Origin of the sequence: Pseudacidovorax intermedius (genome assembly GCF_003350475.1) — a bacterium.
Taxonomy (GTDB): Bacteria; Pseudomonadota; Gammaproteobacteria; order Burkholderiales; family Burkholderiaceae_C; genus Xenophilus; species Xenophilus intermedius.
In genome coordinates this window covers 48141-66396 of sequence record NZ_QQAV01000017.1, presented here as the reverse complement: position 1 = coordinate 66396, position 18256 = coordinate 48141, and the positions used below count along the sequence as shown (strand labels likewise).

Annotated in this window: 13 protein-coding genes; 9 read left to right on the top strand and 4 right to left on the bottom strand. The window is 68.9% G+C overall.

What is annotated here, in order from left to right; genetic code table 11:
• From DFR41_RS27825 to DFR41_RS27910, 8 genes are all read left to right on the top strand, one after another.
• Window positions 1-366 (top strand): T6SS effector phospholipase Tle3 domain-containing protein (locus DFR41_RS27825; protein ID WP_425326728.1); only part of this gene is annotated, 366 nt, incomplete at its 5' end.
• Between the two features lie 25 nt (window positions 367-391).
• Entirely contained in the window at window positions 392-1033 is a 642-nt protein-coding gene (locus DFR41_RS26110; RefSeq protein ID WP_114804885.1) for a T6SS immunity protein Tli3 family protein, read from the top strand.
• Window positions 1030-3180, top strand: coding sequence for a T6SS effector phospholipase Tle3 domain-containing protein (locus DFR41_RS26105; protein WP_147284438.1), 2151 nt, complete (start codon window positions 1030-1032; stop codon window positions 3178-3180). Before DFR41_RS26110 ends, DFR41_RS26105 begins: the two co-directional genes overlap by 4 nt.
• A complete protein-coding gene (locus DFR41_RS26100) occupies window positions 3177-4517 on the top strand; it encodes a DUF2875 family protein (protein ID WP_114804883.1) in 1341 nt (446 codons plus the stop codon). The genes DFR41_RS26105 and DFR41_RS26100 overlap by 4 nt, the downstream gene beginning before the upstream one ends.
• Before the next feature lie 222 nt (window positions 4518-4739).
• Window positions 4740-5021, top strand: coding sequence for a hypothetical protein (locus tag DFR41_RS27820; RefSeq protein ID WP_170159478.1), 282 nt, complete (start codon window positions 4740-4742; stop codon window positions 5019-5021).
• Window positions 5022-5258: 237 nt separating this feature from the next.
• The gene (locus DFR41_RS26095) at window positions 5259-5753 is read left to right on the top strand and encodes a pentapeptide repeat-containing protein (protein WP_114804882.1); all 495 of its coding nucleotides are present in this window, start codon (window positions 5259-5261) and stop codon (window positions 5751-5753) included.
• A 27-nt stretch (window positions 5754-5780) separates the two neighbouring features.
• Entirely contained in the window at window positions 5781-6863 is a 1083-nt protein-coding gene (locus DFR41_RS26090) for a type VI secretion system protein TssA (RefSeq protein ID WP_244917886.1), read from the top strand.
• Complete coding sequence (locus tag DFR41_RS27910; protein WP_211322669.1) at window positions 6860-7435, top strand: hypothetical protein; 576 nt, start codon at window positions 6860-6862, stop codon at window positions 7433-7435. The genes DFR41_RS26090 and DFR41_RS27910 overlap by 4 nt, the downstream gene beginning before the upstream one ends.
• 58 nt (window positions 7436-7493) lie before the next feature.
• Here DFR41_RS27910 and DFR41_RS26080 read toward each other — a convergent pair whose 3' ends face one another.
• The 3 genes from DFR41_RS26080 to DFR41_RS26070 are packed head-to-tail and all read right to left on the bottom strand — an operon-like array spanning window position 7494 to window position 15807.
• Window positions 7494-9503, bottom strand: coding sequence for a peptidase U32 family protein (locus DFR41_RS26080; protein ID WP_017759629.1), 2010 nt, complete (start codon window positions 9501-9503; stop codon window positions 7494-7496).
• A 47-nt stretch (window positions 9504-9550) separates the two neighbouring features.
• Window positions 9551-9820 carry a DUF2164 domain-containing protein gene (locus tag DFR41_RS26075; protein ID WP_017759630.1) on the bottom strand — a complete coding sequence of 90 codons (270 nt, stop codon included), beginning with the start codon at window positions 9818-9820 and terminating at the stop codon, window positions 9551-9553.
• On the bottom strand, window positions 9817-15807 hold the full coding sequence (locus DFR41_RS26070) for an alpha-2-macroglobulin family protein (RefSeq protein ID WP_114804881.1): 5991 nt from the start codon (window positions 15805-15807) through the stop codon (window positions 9817-9819). The genes DFR41_RS26075 and DFR41_RS26070 overlap by 4 nt, the downstream gene beginning before the upstream one ends.
• 164 nt (window positions 15808-15971) lie before the next feature.
• Between DFR41_RS26070 and opgC the strand changes: the two genes are divergently transcribed.
• Window positions 15972-17165 (top strand): OpgC domain-containing protein, encoded by a 1194-nt coding sequence (gene opgC / locus DFR41_RS26065; RefSeq protein ID WP_114804880.1) that lies wholly within the window; start codon window positions 15972-15974, stop codon window positions 17163-17165.
• Window positions 17166-17238: 73 nt separating this feature from the next.
• Here the strand turns inward: opgC and DFR41_RS26060 are convergent, their stop codons facing one another.
• Window positions 17239-18114, bottom strand: coding sequence for an SGNH/GDSL hydrolase family protein (locus tag DFR41_RS26060; RefSeq protein ID WP_114804879.1), 876 nt, complete (start codon window positions 18112-18114; stop codon window positions 17239-17241).
• Between the last annotated feature and the right edge of the window lie 142 nt (window positions 18115-18256).

Sequence of the window (18256 nt, the reverse complement as noted above, 5' to 3'; positions counted from 1 at the left end):
ATCCCCTTCTACTGGGGCTACAAGTGCGAGCGCACGCAACGCAAGATGGTCCGTGGCACGGAGCAGCTCGGCTCGACGCCCGCCTGGACGGACATGCATGGCAACCCGCTGAGGTCGGACGGGGCCTGGGGAGGCGGGCCGTTCCAGAACGGGGGCGCGGCGCTGTCGTCGTTCTGGCTGCCCATCGGCTTCAGAACGGACATCGCGGGCGGCACCATCGACGTGAACCACATCAACCCGGTGATCGGTCGCAAGCTGGTGGACTGCCTGCCGAGGCTGTACGACGCGCATGCGGCGAGGCGACGACGATGCGGAGGCCGCGACTTGTTCCGCCGCGGAAGCCAGCCGTCATCGGCGACGCGATAAGAGTTTTTTCAGGGAGAACATGAGCATGGGAAAGCTGACATGGGGCGCCGTGCGGCGCTCGGCCATTGCCGCATCGGCATTGCTGCTGGGAGCGTGCGGTCTGCGCGGTGTGGCGCCTGCGCAGGCGCAGAGCGCTAAGCCGGAGCCTGCGCCGGTGGTCATCTACCGGATCGATGACCACCGGTACTTCGAGGTCACGCCGCGCAATGACTGCTACGGCGACATGATCTATTTCGTGGACACGGCCAAGGGCATCCGATCGAGCGTGGTGAAGTTCGATCCGGTGATGAACCGAACCAAGCTGATCATCGACGCGGCCAACGATGACTACCTGATCGGGCCAGTGACGCGAGGGGGGAACACGAACTGCTCGTCGGGCGGAGGGGCGTGCGGGAGCGACAAGATGCCGTACTCGACGGATGGGGGGCAGACGTGGCAGTTGGCGGCACACCCGGGCTGGGGAGACGACCTCATGCTTAGTGGCCCGAATGCGTACCACTCCTATGTGAATCAGGCGCGCATCACGACGACCTTGGATCTCAGCACCTCACCGACCACCCGGAACGCAAACTGGCGGTATCTGCCTGGTTTTGCTTTCAGCCCGAGAAAGCTGCCTGCCGACACAACGGTGGTTTGCAAGGCGGCCGTGCAAGGGAGTTTCCAATGACTCACGACAAGGATCTGAGCACACTCCAGCCTGTAGCGCCGGACTATGGCAAGTGCCAATGGGTGCAGTGCAAACGCACGGGCATCGATGACGCCTATGCCGAGCGAACTCACACCATGGGCGTGCCTCTGTCGATGCCGGGCGTCATCATTTTTGTCCATGGCGTCAATTCCGAAGGCGAGTGGTATTTCGACGCTGCCAGGGAGTTCGCAACTGGCCTTAACCGTCGACTGGGACGGAGCGACCTGCAGCGTTTGGTCAGAGACGGCATAGGGGATCAAGACAAGGTCACCGCGCACCGCTTCCTTCAGCACGACGAGAGTCAGGCCCGCATCGCTTCCCCCATCATCCCCTTCTACTGGGGCTACAAGTGCGAGCGCACGCAACGCAAGATGGTCCGTGGCACGGAGCAGCTCGGCTCGACGCCCGCCTGGACGGACATGCATGGCAACCCGCTGAGATCGGACGGAGCCTGGGGAGGCGGGCCGTTCCAGAACGGGGGCGCGGCGCTGTCGTCGTTCTGGCTGCCCATCGGCTTCAGAAAGGACATCGCGGGCGGCACCATCGACGTGAACAGCATCAACCCGGTGATCGGCCGCAAGCTGGTGGACTGCCCGCCCAGGCTGTACTACGCGCATGCCGCGCGGCGGCTGGCGAACCTGGTGACGGACATCCGCACGCACCTGCCCAACGAGCCGATCAACATCGTGTCGCACAGCCAGGGCACGATCGTGACGCTGTGCGCGCTGTTCTACGTGAAAAAGGCGGGCGTGCGTGCGCCGGACACGGTGCTGCTCAACAGCACGCCCTACCGCTTCGATTGGGAAGTGACCGACTACCTGTCGGCGGCCAATGGCTGGAACACGGTGCAGAAGGAAGAGCAGCTGGTGGCGACCTTTGCCAACGCGGCCAGGATCCTGGCTGAAGGAGCGAAGGAGTACCCGGCGCCGCCTGAGCCCGATGCTGCCTGCACCCATGCGCACCGGCCCGAGCATGCGTATGACGACGCCTGCTACGTGCACAAGCCTGCCGATGTGCCGCTGTGGCAGGCGGAGATCGGAGGCCTGGTGCAGCCCCCGGGCACACCGCGAGGCGAGGACGGCAAACCTTGGTGGACCCTGCCCAAGTACGCGCGGCCCGACACGCGGGGCAAGCTGATGGTCAACTTCAACCCGGGCGACCGGGTCATCGGCATCGCGTCGGTCTCGGGCATGGGCTGGCGGGGCATCGCGCCGCGGTACATGGACAAACTGGGTGCCAGTGTGCAGCAGCGCCTGTTTGCGCGGGGCAGCAACGCCGAGCACAACCCGCCGGTGGGCAGCAAGCCTACGGGCAAGCCGCTCCCGTACTTCTACAAGCAGATCGAGCCGATGCGCGACGGGGAGACGCGCGGCGCAACGGAAGTGTGGCACTACCTGGACGGCAGCCGGGCCGACAAGATGTGGAAGATCGCGACCGAGCGGGCGCTGCTGCACCTGATGCCGGCGCTGGGCGACCTGACGCCCAGCTGGCGGGGGGAGGTGGAGGAGGTGCTCGTCAATGCGCCCGAGGTGCCCCGGCCACTATGGTTGCCCCAGCAGTTCGACGGCGACTACGTGATGTACGACGGCGCGAAAGGGGAGGACCCGGACGGAAAAGCCGTCGGCGCCGACGCGGAGCAGCGCGAGGACTTCGAGGATGACGTCACCTACCAGGAGCGCCAGACCGTGTTGGTCAAGGACGGGAAGGGCTTCGAACTACTGCGCTACGAGACCTGGAAGGAGGTGGAAGAGCGCCGCAGCCGCGAGGTCGGGCGCACGCCCGTGTCGCCCTCCAATCATGCGGCCATCCTTCGCTTCAAGAATGCAGAGGACGGCACCTCCCCCGTGGCCGACGTGCTCAGCTACGACCTCACGGTCGGCATGGGCCGCGCCTGGCACGACGAGGACTACTGGCACTACCTGCTCGACCTGGCCGACTGGAAGAAGAGCGACCCGTACTACAAGGACACGGAGAACGGCGGGATGGGGGGTGTGCTGCCGGCTTCCGACAGGCTGATGCCTGAGGGCATCGTGGCCCGGGATGCGAACGACAAGCTGGTGCATGTTCCTTATGCTGCCCCGGCCCGCCCCCCTGAGTCCCGCCCGGTCGCGAGGTCGCAACGATGAGCGCGCGCTTCCGTTACGAGCCGGCGGCGCCCTCGGCCTTCGGCCTGCTGCACATCGCGGGCGTGGGCCTGCGCGTGGACCATGTGCCCGCCGGCGCGCTGTGGGGACGTGTGCAGCGACAGGGGCCGCCTGACGAGGAGGCGCCGGAGCCGCCGCAGACGCTGGACCGCTGCAATCACGAGGCCGGCCTGTTCCGCAGTGCGGCGCTGCGTGCGGCCCTGACCCATCGCACGGCGTATGACCAGCGTGGCCGATTCGTGGAGAACTATCCCCTGCCCATGCTGCTGTCCCTGCCGACGATGTTCGGCAAGCCCGAGGCCGAGCGGATCGCCTGGCGGCGCGCCTACCGTGCCGAAGTCCAGTGGCAGCTCAACGACGGTCCGGCGGCCATGGCCTTCCACCGCCTGAACCCGGGTGCGGTCAACACGGAGCAGGGGGGCGCGGTGAGCTTTCAGGCGCTGGCCCAGGCCTTCGATACGCAGGGCGACCTCAACAGCATGCTGCTGTGGGCCGAGGACGGCTATGCCGCGCGCGCCAGGCAGGGCGGGTGGGAGCCTCCGGCCGGCCAGCCCGCCGAGACGCTGGAGGACATCCTGTCGCGGCCCAAGCGGCCCGGGCAGTTGCGCGACGTCTTCTCGGCGGTGCTGTTCAAGCGGCCGGAGGCGGCCGAATGGCTGCGCGAATGGTCCCTGCATGTGATCGACAAGAGCGACGCGCAGAACTTCTCGAACGGCGTCGCCGCGCGTGGGCCCCACGGCTACGGCGGCCTGAACCGCACGGTGTGGGAGCCGCCCGCGTATTTCGACGCGCCGCAGTCCGGCTTCCGGCCCACGCCCAACGTGCCGGAGCCCTGGAGCCGGCCCCAGTACGAGCAGTACAGCCAGATGCCCACGCTCGCCCTCATGGTGCCGCCCGACATCGCCTACTTCAAGGAGGGCATGTCGACCGAGCAGCGCGCCGCCGCACTGGAGGCCGCGCTCGTCAAGGTGCTGCAGACGCCGGCCCTGCGCCAGCGCGGGCCCCGGCGCCTGTTCTACAGCGCGACGGCCGATGGCGATGGCGCGGCCCTGCTGGCCCGCGGCCTCGCGCGCGCGGCGCCGCAGGCGGGCCTGCTGCAGCCAGGCGCGGCCTTCCGGCTGGAGCAGTGCCTGGGCGGTGACCTGGGCGCCGGCACCATGGGTGCCGCGCTGGGCTTGGCCACCATCGCAGTGTGGGAGACGCGCGAGCCCGCCCTGGTCGTCAACCTGCGCGACTCCGGCGGCGCCGTGGTCTGCGGGCTGTTGCCCGTCAACGAGGACTACCGAAAGCGCATCCACCCCCGACCCTATGTGATCTGACCATGGCAGCCCAACCTTCCCGTCCTTCAACTCAACACGCCCGATTGCAGGGGCGCCCTCTTGCACTACGGGTAGGCGAGACCAGTGTGCACCACGTGCATGGTCCGCCAATAGATTCACCGGTTTGCAGCTCCACAAGGTGCGCCAGCGGCAAGAGCCCATTTCCGATATTGGGTCAGTGTAAAAAATTCGGCCCGATGATAATCGAGGGCGGGAATAAAAATGAAAAGATATAAGATAATTGCAGTTCTTGTGGTGGGTGCGCTTGTCGGCGTTCCTGCCGCCCTGATTGATCCGGTTAAAGCAATCGCCATAAGCTTTGGCTTCTCATTCTTATTTGGATGCACAGTGTATTTGGCTGCGCATCCATGCGGATCAAGGGATTCACCGCCCAAGTTGGAGGGACTTCTTCGTGTCCTCGTGGGCGCGGTTGTTGTCGAATTTCTACTCGTGGTGTTTATTATTGCTGCTGCACTGGTTTTATATGAGATATATCCCTACTAGATTCACCTGAATTATCTCGTCAATCATGATTGAATTTTCCATTGCGGCCCATATCGAAACGGAGATGTTCCGTTGAAAATTCATAAGAAAATGAAAATCAATGAACAGGAATTCACCCCAAGCGGGTATGCGTCCGCCGAAGACAGTACTTCTTAACGTTTTGTCCCATATGGAAATTTACCCGCGGTCGACCGACCCCAGATCCACAGTGCAGACCCCTCCATACGTCATCTGACCATGGCAGCCCAACCCCTCATCCTCCAACACGACCAATGGCGCAAAGGCCAGGGCGGCGCGCCCGCCGGTGTGGTCGGCGAAAGCGATGGCAACGCCTATGCTGGCCTTGACCTGAACCTCATCACCTTCACTGCCAGCACCTTCAGCGGCAGCAGCTTCTCGGGCACGAGCTTCCAGGAGGCGCAATGGTCGGGTTGTCAGTTCGACGGCTGCACCTTCTCGGCCTGCGACCTGCAGCGCATCGCCATCGCGGGCTGCACCTTCGTGGCCTGCACCTTCAGCCACTGCATGATGGCGCAGTGCGAGCTGGTCGACTGCCGATTCCTGCAGTGCACGTGGACCGGGCTGAACTTCGATCACGCGCGCTGGCAGCAGGTGTCGCTGCTGTCGTGCAAGGGCTCGGACATCAATGCCCAGCACCTGCATGGGCAGCGGGTGGACTTCACCGGCAGCCAGCTCAACAACATGCAACTCGCCCACGCGCAGATCAACTAGAAGCCCCGATCCCTTGCTGTCACATCCATGTCCATGACTCCTGCCATCTCCCCTTCACCACCCCTGGCCACACGCCACGCCCTGGGCGCCTCGGCCGACTGGCTGCTGCCCATCAGTGACATCGAACCCTGCGGCCCCAACCTGGAGTACGACCCGGAGTACGCCATGCTCTGGACGCGCCTGCAGCCGAGGGGCGAGGCGCAGTACGGCAACTTCGTCGACACGCCCGAAGGACCCAACTGGGCCGAGGTCGAGCGCGATTGCCGCCGGCTGCTGCTGCGCACCAAGGACCTGCACCTGATCGTCTGCCTCACCCGTGCGCGCACCCGCCTGGGCCAGGCGACGGGGCTGCTGCAGGGGCTCGACATGCTGGTGCAGTCGCTGCGTGCCTGGCCCGACTCGATCCATCCGCAGCTGCTCATCGATGGCGAGGCCGAACCGGCCGTCCGCGCCAACGCGCTGGCGGCGCTTGCCGATCCCGAGGGCCTCCTGGGGGACGTGCGCGAGATCTCGCTCGACACCGGGGCCGGCGTGCGCCTGACCGTGCGCGATGTGGAGCGGGCCCTCGCGGTGCCGCGGCCCGAGGATGCGCGGTCGCCGGAGTCGGTGCGCCGGCAACTGACGGCGCTGCGCCGGGCGGCCGTGGGTGATCCCGATGTGCCGGTACACCAGCTTGCCGCCGCCTGCCGCCATGTGCAGACCATCGCGGCCTGGTGCCGCAGCCATCTGGGCGATCAGGCGCCCGATCTCCTGCCCTTGCAGCGCATGCTGGAGCTGTTCGTGCCCGCGCCCGATGAACTCGACGCCGTGACCGCCGTCCCGCCGTCGCCGGCCGCCACGTCGACGCCCGCTGCGGTGGATCTGCGCAGCCCGTCGTTGGCAGCGGAACTGCGACCGGTCACGCGCGACGATGCGCTCGCCGCCATCCGCCAGGTGCGCGACTGGTTCGAGTTGCACGAGCCCAGCAGCCCCGTCCCCGCCTTGCTGCGGCAGGCGGAGCGCATGGTCGGTCGCCGCTTCAGCGAAGTGGCCGACTGGGTGCCGCTGGACCTGCTGCGAAAGTGGGATGCCGAGGACGAACAGGACATGTCACGAGGAGGCCGGCCATGAACCTGGACGAAGGCGCCATCATTGCCCTGGGCCTGCTGCTGACCGGTGCAGGTGGGGCCCTGGGGGCTGCGCTCGCCCTGGGCGTGTTCTGGCGGAAGCTGCAGGCGGGTGCCGCCCGCATGCTCGAAGAGCGCCTGGCCATACAGATCGCCGTCCTTCGCCAGGAGCAGCAACGCCTGCCGCAGAGCGTGCAACAGGCCCTTCAGGTCGAACTGGAGTTTCATGCGCGCGAGCAGGCGGAGCGCGATACGCGCCATGCGGTCGAGCTTCGCGAGGTGCTGCGCGGCGCCCTGGCCGCCTATGGCTGGATGCCCGCCCCGCCGATGCCCCCCGCGCCCGCACCGGAGCCCGCGGCACCCGCTTGGCCGCCGACGGCAGGGCCGGGCGTGGCGCCACCGATCGGGCCGGCCAGCCCCGGTCCAGCCAAGGTCGATGCTGCGCAGTCCCCGCGTGCACTGCCGCAGCTGAGCGACGCGGAGATCGATGCCCTGCCTGCCGACCTGCCGCCGCCCTCGCGACGCGTGAAGCCGCCGCTGCGGCCCCCGCCCGGCTTGCCGGTGAAGCGGCTCTGAGCCCGCGCTGCGCCGCGGACCGCCTTCCGGCAGGACCGGCCGGCGCGCACGTCGTGGCTCAGTGCCCGACGCCAGGCACCGGCCGCGTGCGATAGAACTGCATCGGCACCGCCTCCATCTCCTTGCGCTGCTGCTGCAGCACCGAGCGCTTCATGCGGCCCACCACGTGCATCTCGCAGGGCTTGCAGTCGAAGCGCAGGGTGAGCTTTTCCTTGCCGTTGACCAGGTGCAGCGGCTCGGCCTTGATGGTGCCCTTGACGCCGATCACGCCCTTGGCCTGCTTGGGGCACAGGCTCAGCGAGAAGCGCACGCAGTGCTTGGTGATCATCAGGCTGACCTCGCCTTCCTCTTCCTGGCTCTCGTAGGCGGCGTCGATCACCTTCACGCCGTGGCGGGCGTAGAAGTCGTGGGCCTTCTGGTTGAAGACGTTGGCCAGGTAGCTCAGCGAGTCCTCGGGGTAGGGCACAGGCGGCTCCACCGGCTGGGCGCGCGGCAGGCGCTGGAAGCCTGCGGCGCGCGCCGATTCCAGCGCCTCCGTCGCCTCACGCCGCAGCGCGTTGAGCTGAGAGGCCGGCACGAACCAGGGCTGCGACAGCGCCAGCTGCAGGTCGATGAGTTCGAACACGGTGTTGCCGAAGCGGCCCAGCTGGTCGCGCAGGCTGCTCTCGGCCTTGGCGCCGTCGCTTGCGGGCTCGTGCGGCAGCGCGATGTCGGCCGCGCCGACGAAGCCGTCCTCGTCGGTCAGCGTGAGCGCAAAGCCCTTCGGCGTCTCAGCCAGGTGCGCCCACAGGCCGATGCGACGCTCACTCGATTTCTTGTCGAGCATGCGCACCCAGTCCATGTCGCGGTTGCGGTTGAGCTCGGTGCCGCGGCGCAGGTCCTTGAAGCCCTCCATCGGGTCCTTGGGGAACACGCGCCACTTGCCCGCGCCCGGCTTGCCCACCGCCTCGGCGCGGTTGATGGCCACGCCCACCAGCTCGCGCTGAAGGTCGTAGTAGCACAGGCCGTCGCCGTTGTGCAGCACGGCGCCGTGGTCGACGGTCTCCAGCTCGAACCAGTTGGGGCCCGTCTGCGTCACCCAGCCGATGGCGCGGCCGGGGTTCTTGGGCGTGTCGAAGGCGCCGATGTCCTGCTGGCGGCCGTTGACGAAGTAGTCGGTGAACTCGCGGTTGAAGTTCTGCTCGGGGTCGGGCGTGAAGAAGAAGCGGGTGCTGCCACTCGACGCGCGGGCCAGCGGCGCGGCGCCGCCTTCGCGCTCCTCGACGATCTCGTCCAGCAGCCGGCGGTAGTGGGCCGTGATGTTCTTGACGTAGGCCATGTCCTTGTAGCGGCCTTCGATCTTGAAGCTGCGCACGCCGGCGTCGATCAGCACGCGCAGGTTGTCGGACTGGTTGTTGTCCTTCATCGACAGCACATGCTTGTCGTGTGCCACGAAGCGGCCCGCGTCGTCGATCACCTGGTAGGGCAGGCGGCAGGCCTGCGAGCAGTCGCCGCGGTTGGCGCTGCGGCCGGTGTGGGCATGGCTGATGTAGCACTGGCCGCTGTAGGCCACGCACAGCGCACCGTGGATGAAGAACTCGATGGTGCAGCGGCTGGGGTCGGTGGCGGCACGCACGGCGGCGATCTGCTGCACCGTCAGCTCGCGCGCCAGCACGATCTGCGACAGGCCGGCGTCCTGCAGAAAGCGCGCCTTCTCGGGCGTGCGGATGTCGGTCTGCGTGCTGGCATGCAGCTGGATGGGCGGCAGGTCCAGCTCCAGCAGGCCCATGTCCTGGATGATCAGCGCATCGGCCCCGGCCTCGTACACCTGCCAGGCCATGCGGCGCGCGGCTTCCAGCTCGTCGTCGCGCAGGATGGTGTTGAGCGTGATGAAGATGCGGCTGCCGAAGCGGTGCGCATGGCGGATCAGCCGTTCCAGCCCCTGCATGTCGTTGCCCGCGCCGGCCCGTGCGCCGAAGGCCGGGCCGCCGATGTAGACGGCATCGGCGCCGTGGTTGATGGCCTCGATGCCGATGTCGGCGTCGCGGGCAGGGGAGAGCAGTTCGAGCTGGTGGGGCAGGAGCGACATGGTGGGCGCGGATTATCCCAGCGCGCCCCTTTTCCCTTGCTTCTCGCCTACTTGCGCCTGGCCTTGCCCTGCCTCTGCCAGTAGGTGAAGGGGTCCTCGTGCACTTCCAGGTCGATCTCGGCCACGCGCCGGCCCAGGCGCTCCTGCACCTCGGCCACGGCCTGGTTGTAGACCAGCGGGCCGATCTCCTCCAGGAAGAAGTTGAGCAGGGCGCCCGCGGCGATGTTGCCGATGGGCTCTTCCATGTTCTCGGCGAAGTAGCGCTCGATGGAGGCCACGGCCTCCTGGCGCTGCTCGCGTTCCAGCTCGATGGTCATGGCTTCACCTCCACCTTCATCCGCGCATTGGGCACCATGCCGTACATCTCCGGCGCGTACATCGCCTCGACCCGGCTGGGCGGCAGGGCGAAGTCGCCGGCGTTGTTCAGGCGCACGGTGTACTCCATCTTCACCACGCCCTTGGGCAGGTACTCGTAGTAGCTGCGGAAGGCTTCGAAGCTGCGTTCCTCGAAGGCCGGTGCGGCGCGGCCGGAGGCCGACTTCTCGCCCTGCGTCGCGATCTGCGAATCGCGGCCGAGCCCGCTGCCCAGGATGGTGGCGCCGCCGGGGATCGGGTCGCTGATCACCACCCAGGTCATGTCGGTGCTGGCATTCACCTCCAGCGCCACGCGCAGCACGTCGCCGCGGCTGTAGCGGCCGGCGGTGGCCTGCTCGACCGGCGTGATGGTCTTCTTGATGCTGTAGCCCGCGGACACCGGCGCCTTCAGCGGCACGGCGGCCATCGACTGCACCGTGAGCCACGGGCGGCCGCTGCCCTGCTGGGTGACCAGCAGCGTGCCGCGGCCCTCGCCCGCCGGCCAGGGCAGGTTCATGGTGTTGTTGCGCAGCATGCCGGCGGCGGCCGGGGCGCCGATGGCGCTGGCCTGGTGCGGTGCGCCGGTCGGGTCGCTGGCCTTGACGCGCTCGACGCGGGCCCAATCCACCTGCGCCTTGGCGTCGCCCAGCGTGGCGCCGGTGATGCCGGTCACGGGCGCGCTCTCGAAGGCGCGGCTGAACTTCTCCAGCGCCAAGCCGCCCCACAGGTTGGCCGTGGTGGTGTTCCAGGCGCCGCGCTGCTGGCGGCCGATGAAGCCGGCGGCGATGCGGCCCAGGTCGTCCTTCCAGGCCGGGTCGTCCATCACCGTGAGCAGCAGGCGCGCGGTGTTGACGTCGCCGCCCGCCATCAGCCACCACCAGTAGTCGTCCTGCTCGGTGCTGAAGATCAGCTTGGTGCCCTGGTAGGACAGGCGGGCGCGCAGCACCTGGTCGGCCTCGCGCAGGCGCTGCTCGCGCTGGGGCACGTCCTTCACGCGGCGCAGCACGTTGATCCAGTCGATCACGGCGCTGGTGGGCCACTGGTTGGGCGCGACGGTCAGGCTGCCGGTCATGGCGCCGGTGGCGCGGCCGTAGCGCGACAGGGCTTCCAGCGCCGCCAGCTTGCGCACGTCCAGGTCCTTGCGCGGGCTCCAGAAGTCGCGCTGGATGCGGCCTTCGACGAAGGCGATCAGGCCGTTCTCCATGGGCGTGCGCACGGCGTCGGGCAGGGCGAAGGCGGGGTCGATGCCCGCGGCCTCGTTGGTCGCGGCCAGCAGGTAGCTGGTCAGGATGTCGCTGCCGCGGTTGGCGTCGCCGCCCTGCGGCGGGAAGTAGTTGGCCAGGCCGTCGCCGTCCAGGTAGCCGGGGATCTGCGCCGCCACCGACTGCCACAGCTTGCCGTCGCGCAGGCCGATGGACTTGCTGGTCTTCTGCTCCAGGCAGGCGAAGGGATAGCGGGCGAACCAGTCGCGCACGCCGGGCAGGCCCTCGGCCAGCCGCGGCTGCAGCGCCAGCTGGATGCCGCCGCGGCCGGGCAGGGCGCCGACAGGCGCCTGAACATCGAGCGTGAACATCCCATCGACCTGCGCCAGCGTGGCCTGCTGCACCGTCACCGGCACGGCCGGCAGGATGCGCTGGCTGGCCTTGAGCGCGTCGCGGGCGTTGCCCGAAACGTCCTTGGCCTCGATCTCCCACAGGATGGCCTCGGCCCGCGTCTGGCCGAGCTGGGCGGGGGCGGTCACGTCCCAGGCCAGCTCGCGCGATTCGCCGGCCGGGATGTCCACCGTGCGCGGCTCCAGCGTCAGCAGCGTGGCGCGCGGCGCCACCTCCACCTTCATCGGCTTGGCCGTGGTGTTGCGCAGCGTGAACTGCGCGCGGTACTGGTCCTCCTCGCGCACCAGGGGCGGCAGGCCGCTGATGATCTGCAGGTCCTGCGTGCTCTGGATGGTGGCCTCGCCAGTGCCGAACAGATTCGTGCCCGAATCGGCCACGGCGACGATGCGGAAGGTGGTGAGCGCGTCGTTGAGCGGCACCGTCACCGTGGCCTGGCCGCTGGCGTCGAGCACCACGCGCGGGTTCCACAGCAGCAGCGTGTCCAGCAGTTCGCGCGTGGCGGCCTTGCCGCCGCCGCCGCCCGCGGGCACGGCCTTCTTGCCGTAGTGTCGGCGGCCGACGATCTCCATCTGCGCCGTCGAGGTCGACACGCCCCAGCTGCGCCGCTGAAGCATGGCATCGAGCAGCTTCCAGCTGTCGTTGGGCATCAGCTCCAGCAGCGCTTGGTCGACGGCGGCCAGCGCCACCTCGGCCCCGGCGGCGGGCTTGCCATCGGGGAGGCGGGCCGTGATGGTCACCTGCGCCTTGCCCCGCACGGTGTACTTGGGGTGGTCGGTGGCCACCTTCACATCCAGGCGGTGCGCCTCGGTGCCGACGCGGATCTCGGCCACGCCCAGCCGGTACGCCGGCTTGGACAGGTCCACCATTGCCGTCGGCGCCACATATTCGCGGCCCTCCACCCAGAAGGCCGTCCACCATTCGCGTGGCGCCTTCCAGCCCCAGCTGAAGAAGGAATACCACGGCACCTCGCGCAGCCGGCCGCGCAGGGCCATCACGCTCACGTACACGTTGGGGCCCCATTCGGGCTTGATGGTGAGGTTGACCGTCGGGTCCTGGCCATTGAGCTGCACCACCTGGGTGTCGAGCACGCCCTCGCGCTCCACCGACACCAGCGCGGTGGCGAAGCGGAAGGGGCTGCGCACCTGGAACTTGGCGACCTCGCCAGGCTGGTAGTTCTTCTTCTCGGGCAGCACGTCGATGCGGTCGTTGTCCTCGCCGCCGAACCACAGCTCGCCCTGCTTCGTCACCCAGACCGAACCGGCGGCGCGGCTCGCGCGGCCTTCGCCGTCGGTCGCGGTGGCGACCAGCTCGACCTCGCCGGCCTCCTTGATCTGCGCTTCGCACAGCAGCAGGCCGCGGCTGTCGGTCTGGCCATTGCACACGGTGCCCAGCGGCTTCACTTCCGTCTTGTTGTCGTAGGTGTAGAAGCCGCCCACCATGCGCTTGCGGCTGGTGGTGGTGATGCGGGCCACGGCCTCGACCTTGATCTTGGCGTTGGGCTGGGGCTTGCCCGCCAGGTCCAGCGCCAGGGCCTGGAAGCGCAGTTGTCGGTCGGTGGAGACCCAGCCTTCGGTCTTGATGCCGGCGACGACGGCGGCCGGCCACAGCGTGCGCGTGCTGCGCAGCGTCTGCACCTCGCCGTTGGGGTCCGCATAGCTGGCTTCCAGCAGCAGCTCGCGCGGGCCGGTGTCGGCCGTGGCGGGCAGCTTGTCGACGGTGACGCGGCCCGCGCCGTTGCGGTCCAGCGTCAGCGGCAGCTTGTCGGCGACGACGCGGGTGTCCTGTGTGGATTCGGGCTGCTCTTCATCACTGCTGGACGAGCGCTCCTCCGCCTTGCGCGGCGGCGAGAAGCTGAAGCCGTCGAAGTCCGGGTAGTTCGGCACCATGCCGCGCACCATGGCCGACACGCGCACCGGCAGGTTGGTCGCCGGCCCGCCCGAGACGTAGTTGACCTGCACCGCCACCGGCAGGCTGGTGACGGCCACCAGCGGCTTGTTGTCGGCGGGGGCCACGCGGCCTTCGAGCACCGGCAGGCGGAATTCCTCGACGCGGAACTGGCCGGTCGAATAGCTGCGGCCACTGCGATCGCCGTCTTCCTCGGCCTCGCCGCGCTGCGGCGCGGAGCCGCCGCGCAGCTCGATCTGATAGACGCCCAGCTTGGCTGCCGGCGGCACCTGGAAGGTGTTCTCCGCGCTGAGGCCGCCGGTGCCGGTGGAGCGCCAGTTGATCGGCTGGGTGAACTCCTGCCCGCTGCCCACATGCGTGATGACCAGTCGGCCCGGCCGGTCGGTCGGCAGGCCGAAGCCCTGCGCCGTCTGCGTGCGGATCAGGTGCTTCATCGACACCGTCTCGCCCGCGCGCAGCAGCGGCCGGTCGAGCACCGTGTGCGCGACCACGTCGGGCTGCGTGTCCAGGCTGGTGGGCACGTTGAAGCGCCAGGGCTCGATGCCGCGCTGCCAGTTGCTCCAGACGAAAGCCAGGTCTTCCACGCCCTTGTCGTCCTTGGCGCGCGCACTGACGAACCAGGCAGCCTCGCTGTAGTAGTCGTCCTCGCCCGAACAGCTCGTTGGCTCCGAGGGCACGTCGGCCAGCCGCGCCAGGCCGTTGGCGTCGGTGCGGGCCGTGGCGATTTCCCTGCCGCGGCAGTCCGACACGCGCACCTGCGCGTTGGCCACCGGCTTGCCCTTGTCCAGCGTCGTGACCCAGGCCAGGCTGTTCTCGCGGCCCAGCTTGAAGTGCACGGCCAGATTGGTGGCGAGCGCCGTCGTGCGCACGTACATCGTGCGGTTGGCGCCGTACTCCTCGTTCAGCAGGGCCTCGCCCAGCTTGCGGGAGGCGATCTCCAGCACATGGAAGCCCGGTGTAAGCGGGATGCCGACCACCTCGAAGGGGCGGTCGTCGCCGGCATCGGATTTGGGCATGTCCAGCTGGCGGGCGCCGGACTGGTTGGCCAGCAGCGAGACGGCGCGCGTCTCTACCCGCTTGGCGTTGTCGCGGTCCACCACCGGCGGCAGCGGTGCGCGGCTGTCGCGGCGGGCCTCGTCGCGCGCCACCGTCGTCTGGTCATAGCGCTGCACCTTGCGGTACCAGCCGATGATCTCGGCGTCGGTCTTGGGGTTGAGGTCGCTCACCTTGCCGGGTGTCAGCGCCTCCACGCGCAGTGCGGGCTCCACGCGGCGCACGGTCACGGGCATCAGCGCCACGCCGTTGGGCTCGGCCAGCCGCTCGACCACGCCGAAGGGCGAAGCCGCGAACTTGGCCAGCGGCGGCATCGCGCCGGTGGCGGTCTTCATTGGAAAGGCATCGGCCTGGCCCAGCGTGCGGCCGGAGGCGTCCTGGAAGCCGCGGGGCAGCGAGATGGTGAACTCGGTGCGCTCGGGGAAGGGCGCGGGCAGGGTGACCGAATCGACCACCGCGTCGTCGCCGCCGCCGTTGTCCTCCAGCACCGGTTTGATCGTCTTGCCACCGCCCTTGGCCTCGATCTGGCTGGCCAGCTTGCGGGTGACCGGCGCGTTGAAGCTCAGCGTCATCGGGCGCAGGGGCAGGCAGGCGGCCTGCGCGTTCTCACGTTCGCAGCTGAAGCCGACGGCGAAGGGCTCGCGCACCTCGAAGGACAGGCGCTTCTCCACCGAGTTGGCGACGCCCGAGGGCGTCGCCACCCCCTTGCCGTACACCAGCTGCACCCGGCTGCCGGGCGTGAGCGTGCGGTTGCACTGCAGGGCGACGAAGCGCAGCGGCTCCTTCTTCGCCAGGCTTTCGACGCCGCGTGCCTTAAGCAACGCCGCGCGCTGATCGCCCTCGACCAGCTTGACGGGGATGCGCTCGCCGATGCCGTCGGCCGCACACCAGACGTTGGCCTGGAGGCTCTGCGTCGTCGCCGGGCCGGTCAGCTGCAGCAGGAAGAGCTGCTCCTCGTCGATCTTGCCGTAGCTGGGCCAGTGGTTGCGCACCGCCGGGCCGCCGGTGCTGAAGGCATAGCTCTGCGGACCGGACAGCGCCTCGCCGGCGGGCGACTTGAAGTTGGCGACCCGGGTGGTGGTGCAGCGCACGCCGGCGGGCAGGTCGTCCTCGAAGGTCCAGACCCAGCGGCGGTCGCTGGTCCAGCGGCCGCTGCCGCGCGCCGCCTGGGCGTTGTCGCAGCTGACGGTGAGCGGCGCGGGCGCCTGCGCGTCGCCGAAGCGCACCGCGGGCTGGTCGAAGCTGGCCACCACCTGCCGCACGCGGGCTACCTCGCCCTGGGGTGACAGGTTGCCGATCTGCAGGGCCTGGGCGCCCAGGGCCGTCAGACCGGCCGCGAGCAGGGCGGCGGCGGACGGAAGGCGTCGTGCAAGTCTCATTTCTTGTCCCTCTGACTCGGAAAGCACCCGGCAGGTTAGCGGATGTCCGTGGCGGACCCGCCGCAGAACCGGCCGCCTCCTACAATCGCGCCCTCGTTCGCAGGCCGTGCGCGTGGGTGGCTTAAACCCTTTCACTTCAGGCCCGACTGCCGCTCCCCCGCCTCATGAAACGCCACTGGGAAATCGACGCCTTGCGCGGGCTGATGCTCGTGCTGATGACCGTCACCCACCTGCCCACCCATTTCACCGACCCGCTCGGCCAGCCCTTCGGCTGGGTGTCCGCCGCCGAGGGCTTCGTGTTGCTGTCGGCCTTCATGGCGGGGCTGGTCTACAGCCGCTATGCGCGGCGCGACGGCGTGGAGTCGATGCGAAGCGCCTTCTGGCGGCGGGTGCTCAAGATCTACGTCGCGCATGCGGCGCTGCTGCTCTTCCTGTTCACCGTCATCACGGCGCTGGGCATCCGGCGCATGGAGCCGGCGGTCACCAACCTGGTGTCCTGGTACCTGGCGCAGCCGGCTGAGGGCTTTGTGTTCGGCCTGCTGCTCATCTACGAGCCGGCGCTGCTGGACATCCTGCCGATGTACATCTTCTTCATGCTGCTGAGCCCCTGGGTGCTGGCCTTCGCGCTGCGCCATCAGCGCTGGGGCTGGCCGGCGGTGATGGTGGCCAGTGGCGCGCTGTGGGTCGGGGCCCAGTACGGGCTCAGCGAATGGCTCTACGGCTGGATCTTCGCGCTGACGGGCCTGCCGGTGCCCTTCAACGAGATGGGCGCCTTCAATGCCTATGCCTGGCAGTTCCTGTGGTTCGGTGGACTGTGGCTGGGCTTCACGCGCAGCGCGCCGCATGCCCGGCCCCTGCGGTTGCACTGGGCGGTGGTGCTGCCGGCAGTGGCGGTGGCGCTGGTGGGGCTGTACTGGCGCCACTTCGGCGAGCACGGTCAGGCGCCCTTCGGCGCGGACATCGCCCGCAACCTGTGGGTGGACAAATGGCAGCTCGGGCCCCTGCGGCTGCTCAACCTGGTGGCGCTGGGTGTCGTGGCCATCCGCTTCGGCCCGACCTGGGCCCGGTGGCTGCCGCGCGTGCGGTGGCTGGAGACGATGGGCCGGGCCTCGCTGCCGGCCTTCTGCGCCCATCTGGTGGCGGTGCTGACCGTGCTGGCCATCTTCGGCGACAGCCAGACCTCGCGCCCCTGGTGGGCCGACACGCTGCTGCTGGCAGTGGTGCTGGCGTGGATGTGGGCGGTGGCGCGCTATACCCAGAACGCGGATGCCGCGCCGCCCGAAGAGACGGTTCAGCCGCCCGAGGACCTGGGGTCGGCGAAGGCCATTGCGCCCGCCGGATCTGCCGGCCTGACCTGAAGCCGGGCGGCTGGGGTACCGCCCGCGGCCATGTCGCCGCCGGACCCACGCAGGGCCGGCCGGACGCTGCCGGTCAGTGCGGCCGGCTGGCCGTCGCCATTGCGCCCGTCGGCGCCATCGCAGGCGCCGCTGGCACGGCCGCCGCGCTGGAGGCGCCCATTGCAGGCGGGGGTTGCACGGGCGTCGCCGCCTGCGCCCCGGCCGTCGGCTGCACCTGGCTGGCGATCACCGAATGCCAGACGCGGTAGCCGGCCTCGGTCATGTGCAGCCGGTCCGGCAGGAAGAGCTCGGGCCGCGGCTGGCCGTCGGCGCCCAGCATGGGGTTGAAGATGTCGATGAAGTCCGACTTGGCCTGGGTGCGCAGGTAGGCCGCGATGATGTCGTTGGTCTCGCGGATCTTCGGCAGCAGGTGGGCCCGCGAGGGACTCGGCTTGATCGAGATGTAGCTGATGCGCGTGTCCGGCAGCTCGTTCTGCACGGTGTTGACGAAGAGGGCGAAGTCTTCCAGCACCTGGAAGGGCGTGCGGCCTTCGGCCAGGTCATTGTCGCCCGCGTAGACCAGCACATGGCTGGGCTTGTAGCGCACCACCAGGTCGCGCACGAAGAGGCTGCAGTCGGCCATGGTGGAGCCGCCGAAGCCGCGGTTGATGACCACCGGCCAGTTGCGGAAGTCCTGCGCCAGGTTGGTCCACATCCGCACCGTGGAGCTGCCGACGAAGAGCACGCCGCCTTCGGCCGGCAGGGCTGCCTTGTCCGCCTTCTCGAAGGCGTCGAGTGACGCCTTCCAGCGCGCGTGTGCCGCCAGATAGGCGGCCGAAGGCCCGTTGGTGGCGACGGCCACCGGGCTCTGCGCCAGCGCCGAAGCGGTCGCCAGCAAGGTGGCGAGACCCAGGGCCACCGGGCGCACGCGCGCACCGAGGCGGGACGAAAGGTGGGGCAGGAGTGTCATCGGCACGAAGAACTCAACCGAACGGCAGCGCAATCGGTTGACGGCTGTCCGAAAACCGCAGGATGTTAGGCCAGCCTGTCGCCGACGCGCCAGCCCGGCCACCCATTCCCGCACTCGCCACGCGGGCGCCGGCGGCCCCCTG

What these genes read in the sequence shown, in the direction of transcription:
- DFR41_RS26110 (WP_114804885.1), top strand. Translation starts at nt 392, where the DNA reads ATGGGAAAGCTGACATGGGGCGCCGTGCGGCGCTCGGCCATTGCCGCA.
- DFR41_RS26105 (WP_147284438.1), top strand. Translation starts at nt 1,030, where the DNA reads ATGACTCACGACAAGGATCTGAGCACACTCCAGCCTGTAGCGCCGGAC.
- DFR41_RS26100 (WP_114804883.1), top strand. Translation starts at nt 3,177, where the DNA reads ATGAGCGCGCGCTTCCGTTACGAGCCGGCGGCGCCCTCGGCCTTCGGC.
- DFR41_RS27820 (WP_170159478.1), top strand. Translation starts at nt 4,740, where the DNA reads ATGAAAAGATATAAGATAATTGCAGTTCTTGTGGTGGGTGCGCTTGTC.
- DFR41_RS26095 (WP_114804882.1), top strand. Translation starts at nt 5,259, where the DNA reads ATGGCAGCCCAACCCCTCATCCTCCAACACGACCAATGGCGCAAAGGC.
- DFR41_RS26090 (WP_244917886.1), top strand. Translation starts at nt 5,781, where the DNA reads ATGTCCATGACTCCTGCCATCTCCCCTTCACCACCCCTGGCCACACGC.
- DFR41_RS27910 (WP_211322669.1), top strand. Translation starts at nt 6,860, where the DNA reads ATGAACCTGGACGAAGGCGCCATCATTGCCCTGGGCCTGCTGCTGACC.
- DFR41_RS26080 (WP_017759629.1), bottom strand. Translation starts at nt 9,503, where the DNA reads ATGTCGCTCCTGCCCCACCAGCTCGAACTGCTCTCCCCTGCCCGCGAC.
- DFR41_RS26075 (WP_017759630.1), bottom strand. Translation starts at nt 9,820, where the DNA reads ATGACCATCGAGCTGGAACGCGAGCAGCGCCAGGAGGCCGTGGCCTCC.
- DFR41_RS26070 (WP_114804881.1), bottom strand. Translation starts at nt 15,807, where the DNA reads ATGAGACTTGCACGACGCCTTCCGTCCGCCGCCGCCCTGCTCGCGGCC.
- opgC (WP_114804880.1), top strand. Translation starts at nt 15,972, where the DNA reads ATGAAACGCCACTGGGAAATCGACGCCTTGCGCGGGCTGATGCTCGTG.
- DFR41_RS26060 (WP_114804879.1), bottom strand. Translation starts at nt 18,114, where the DNA reads ATGACACTCCTGCCCCACCTTTCGTCCCGCCTCGGTGCGCGCGTGCGC.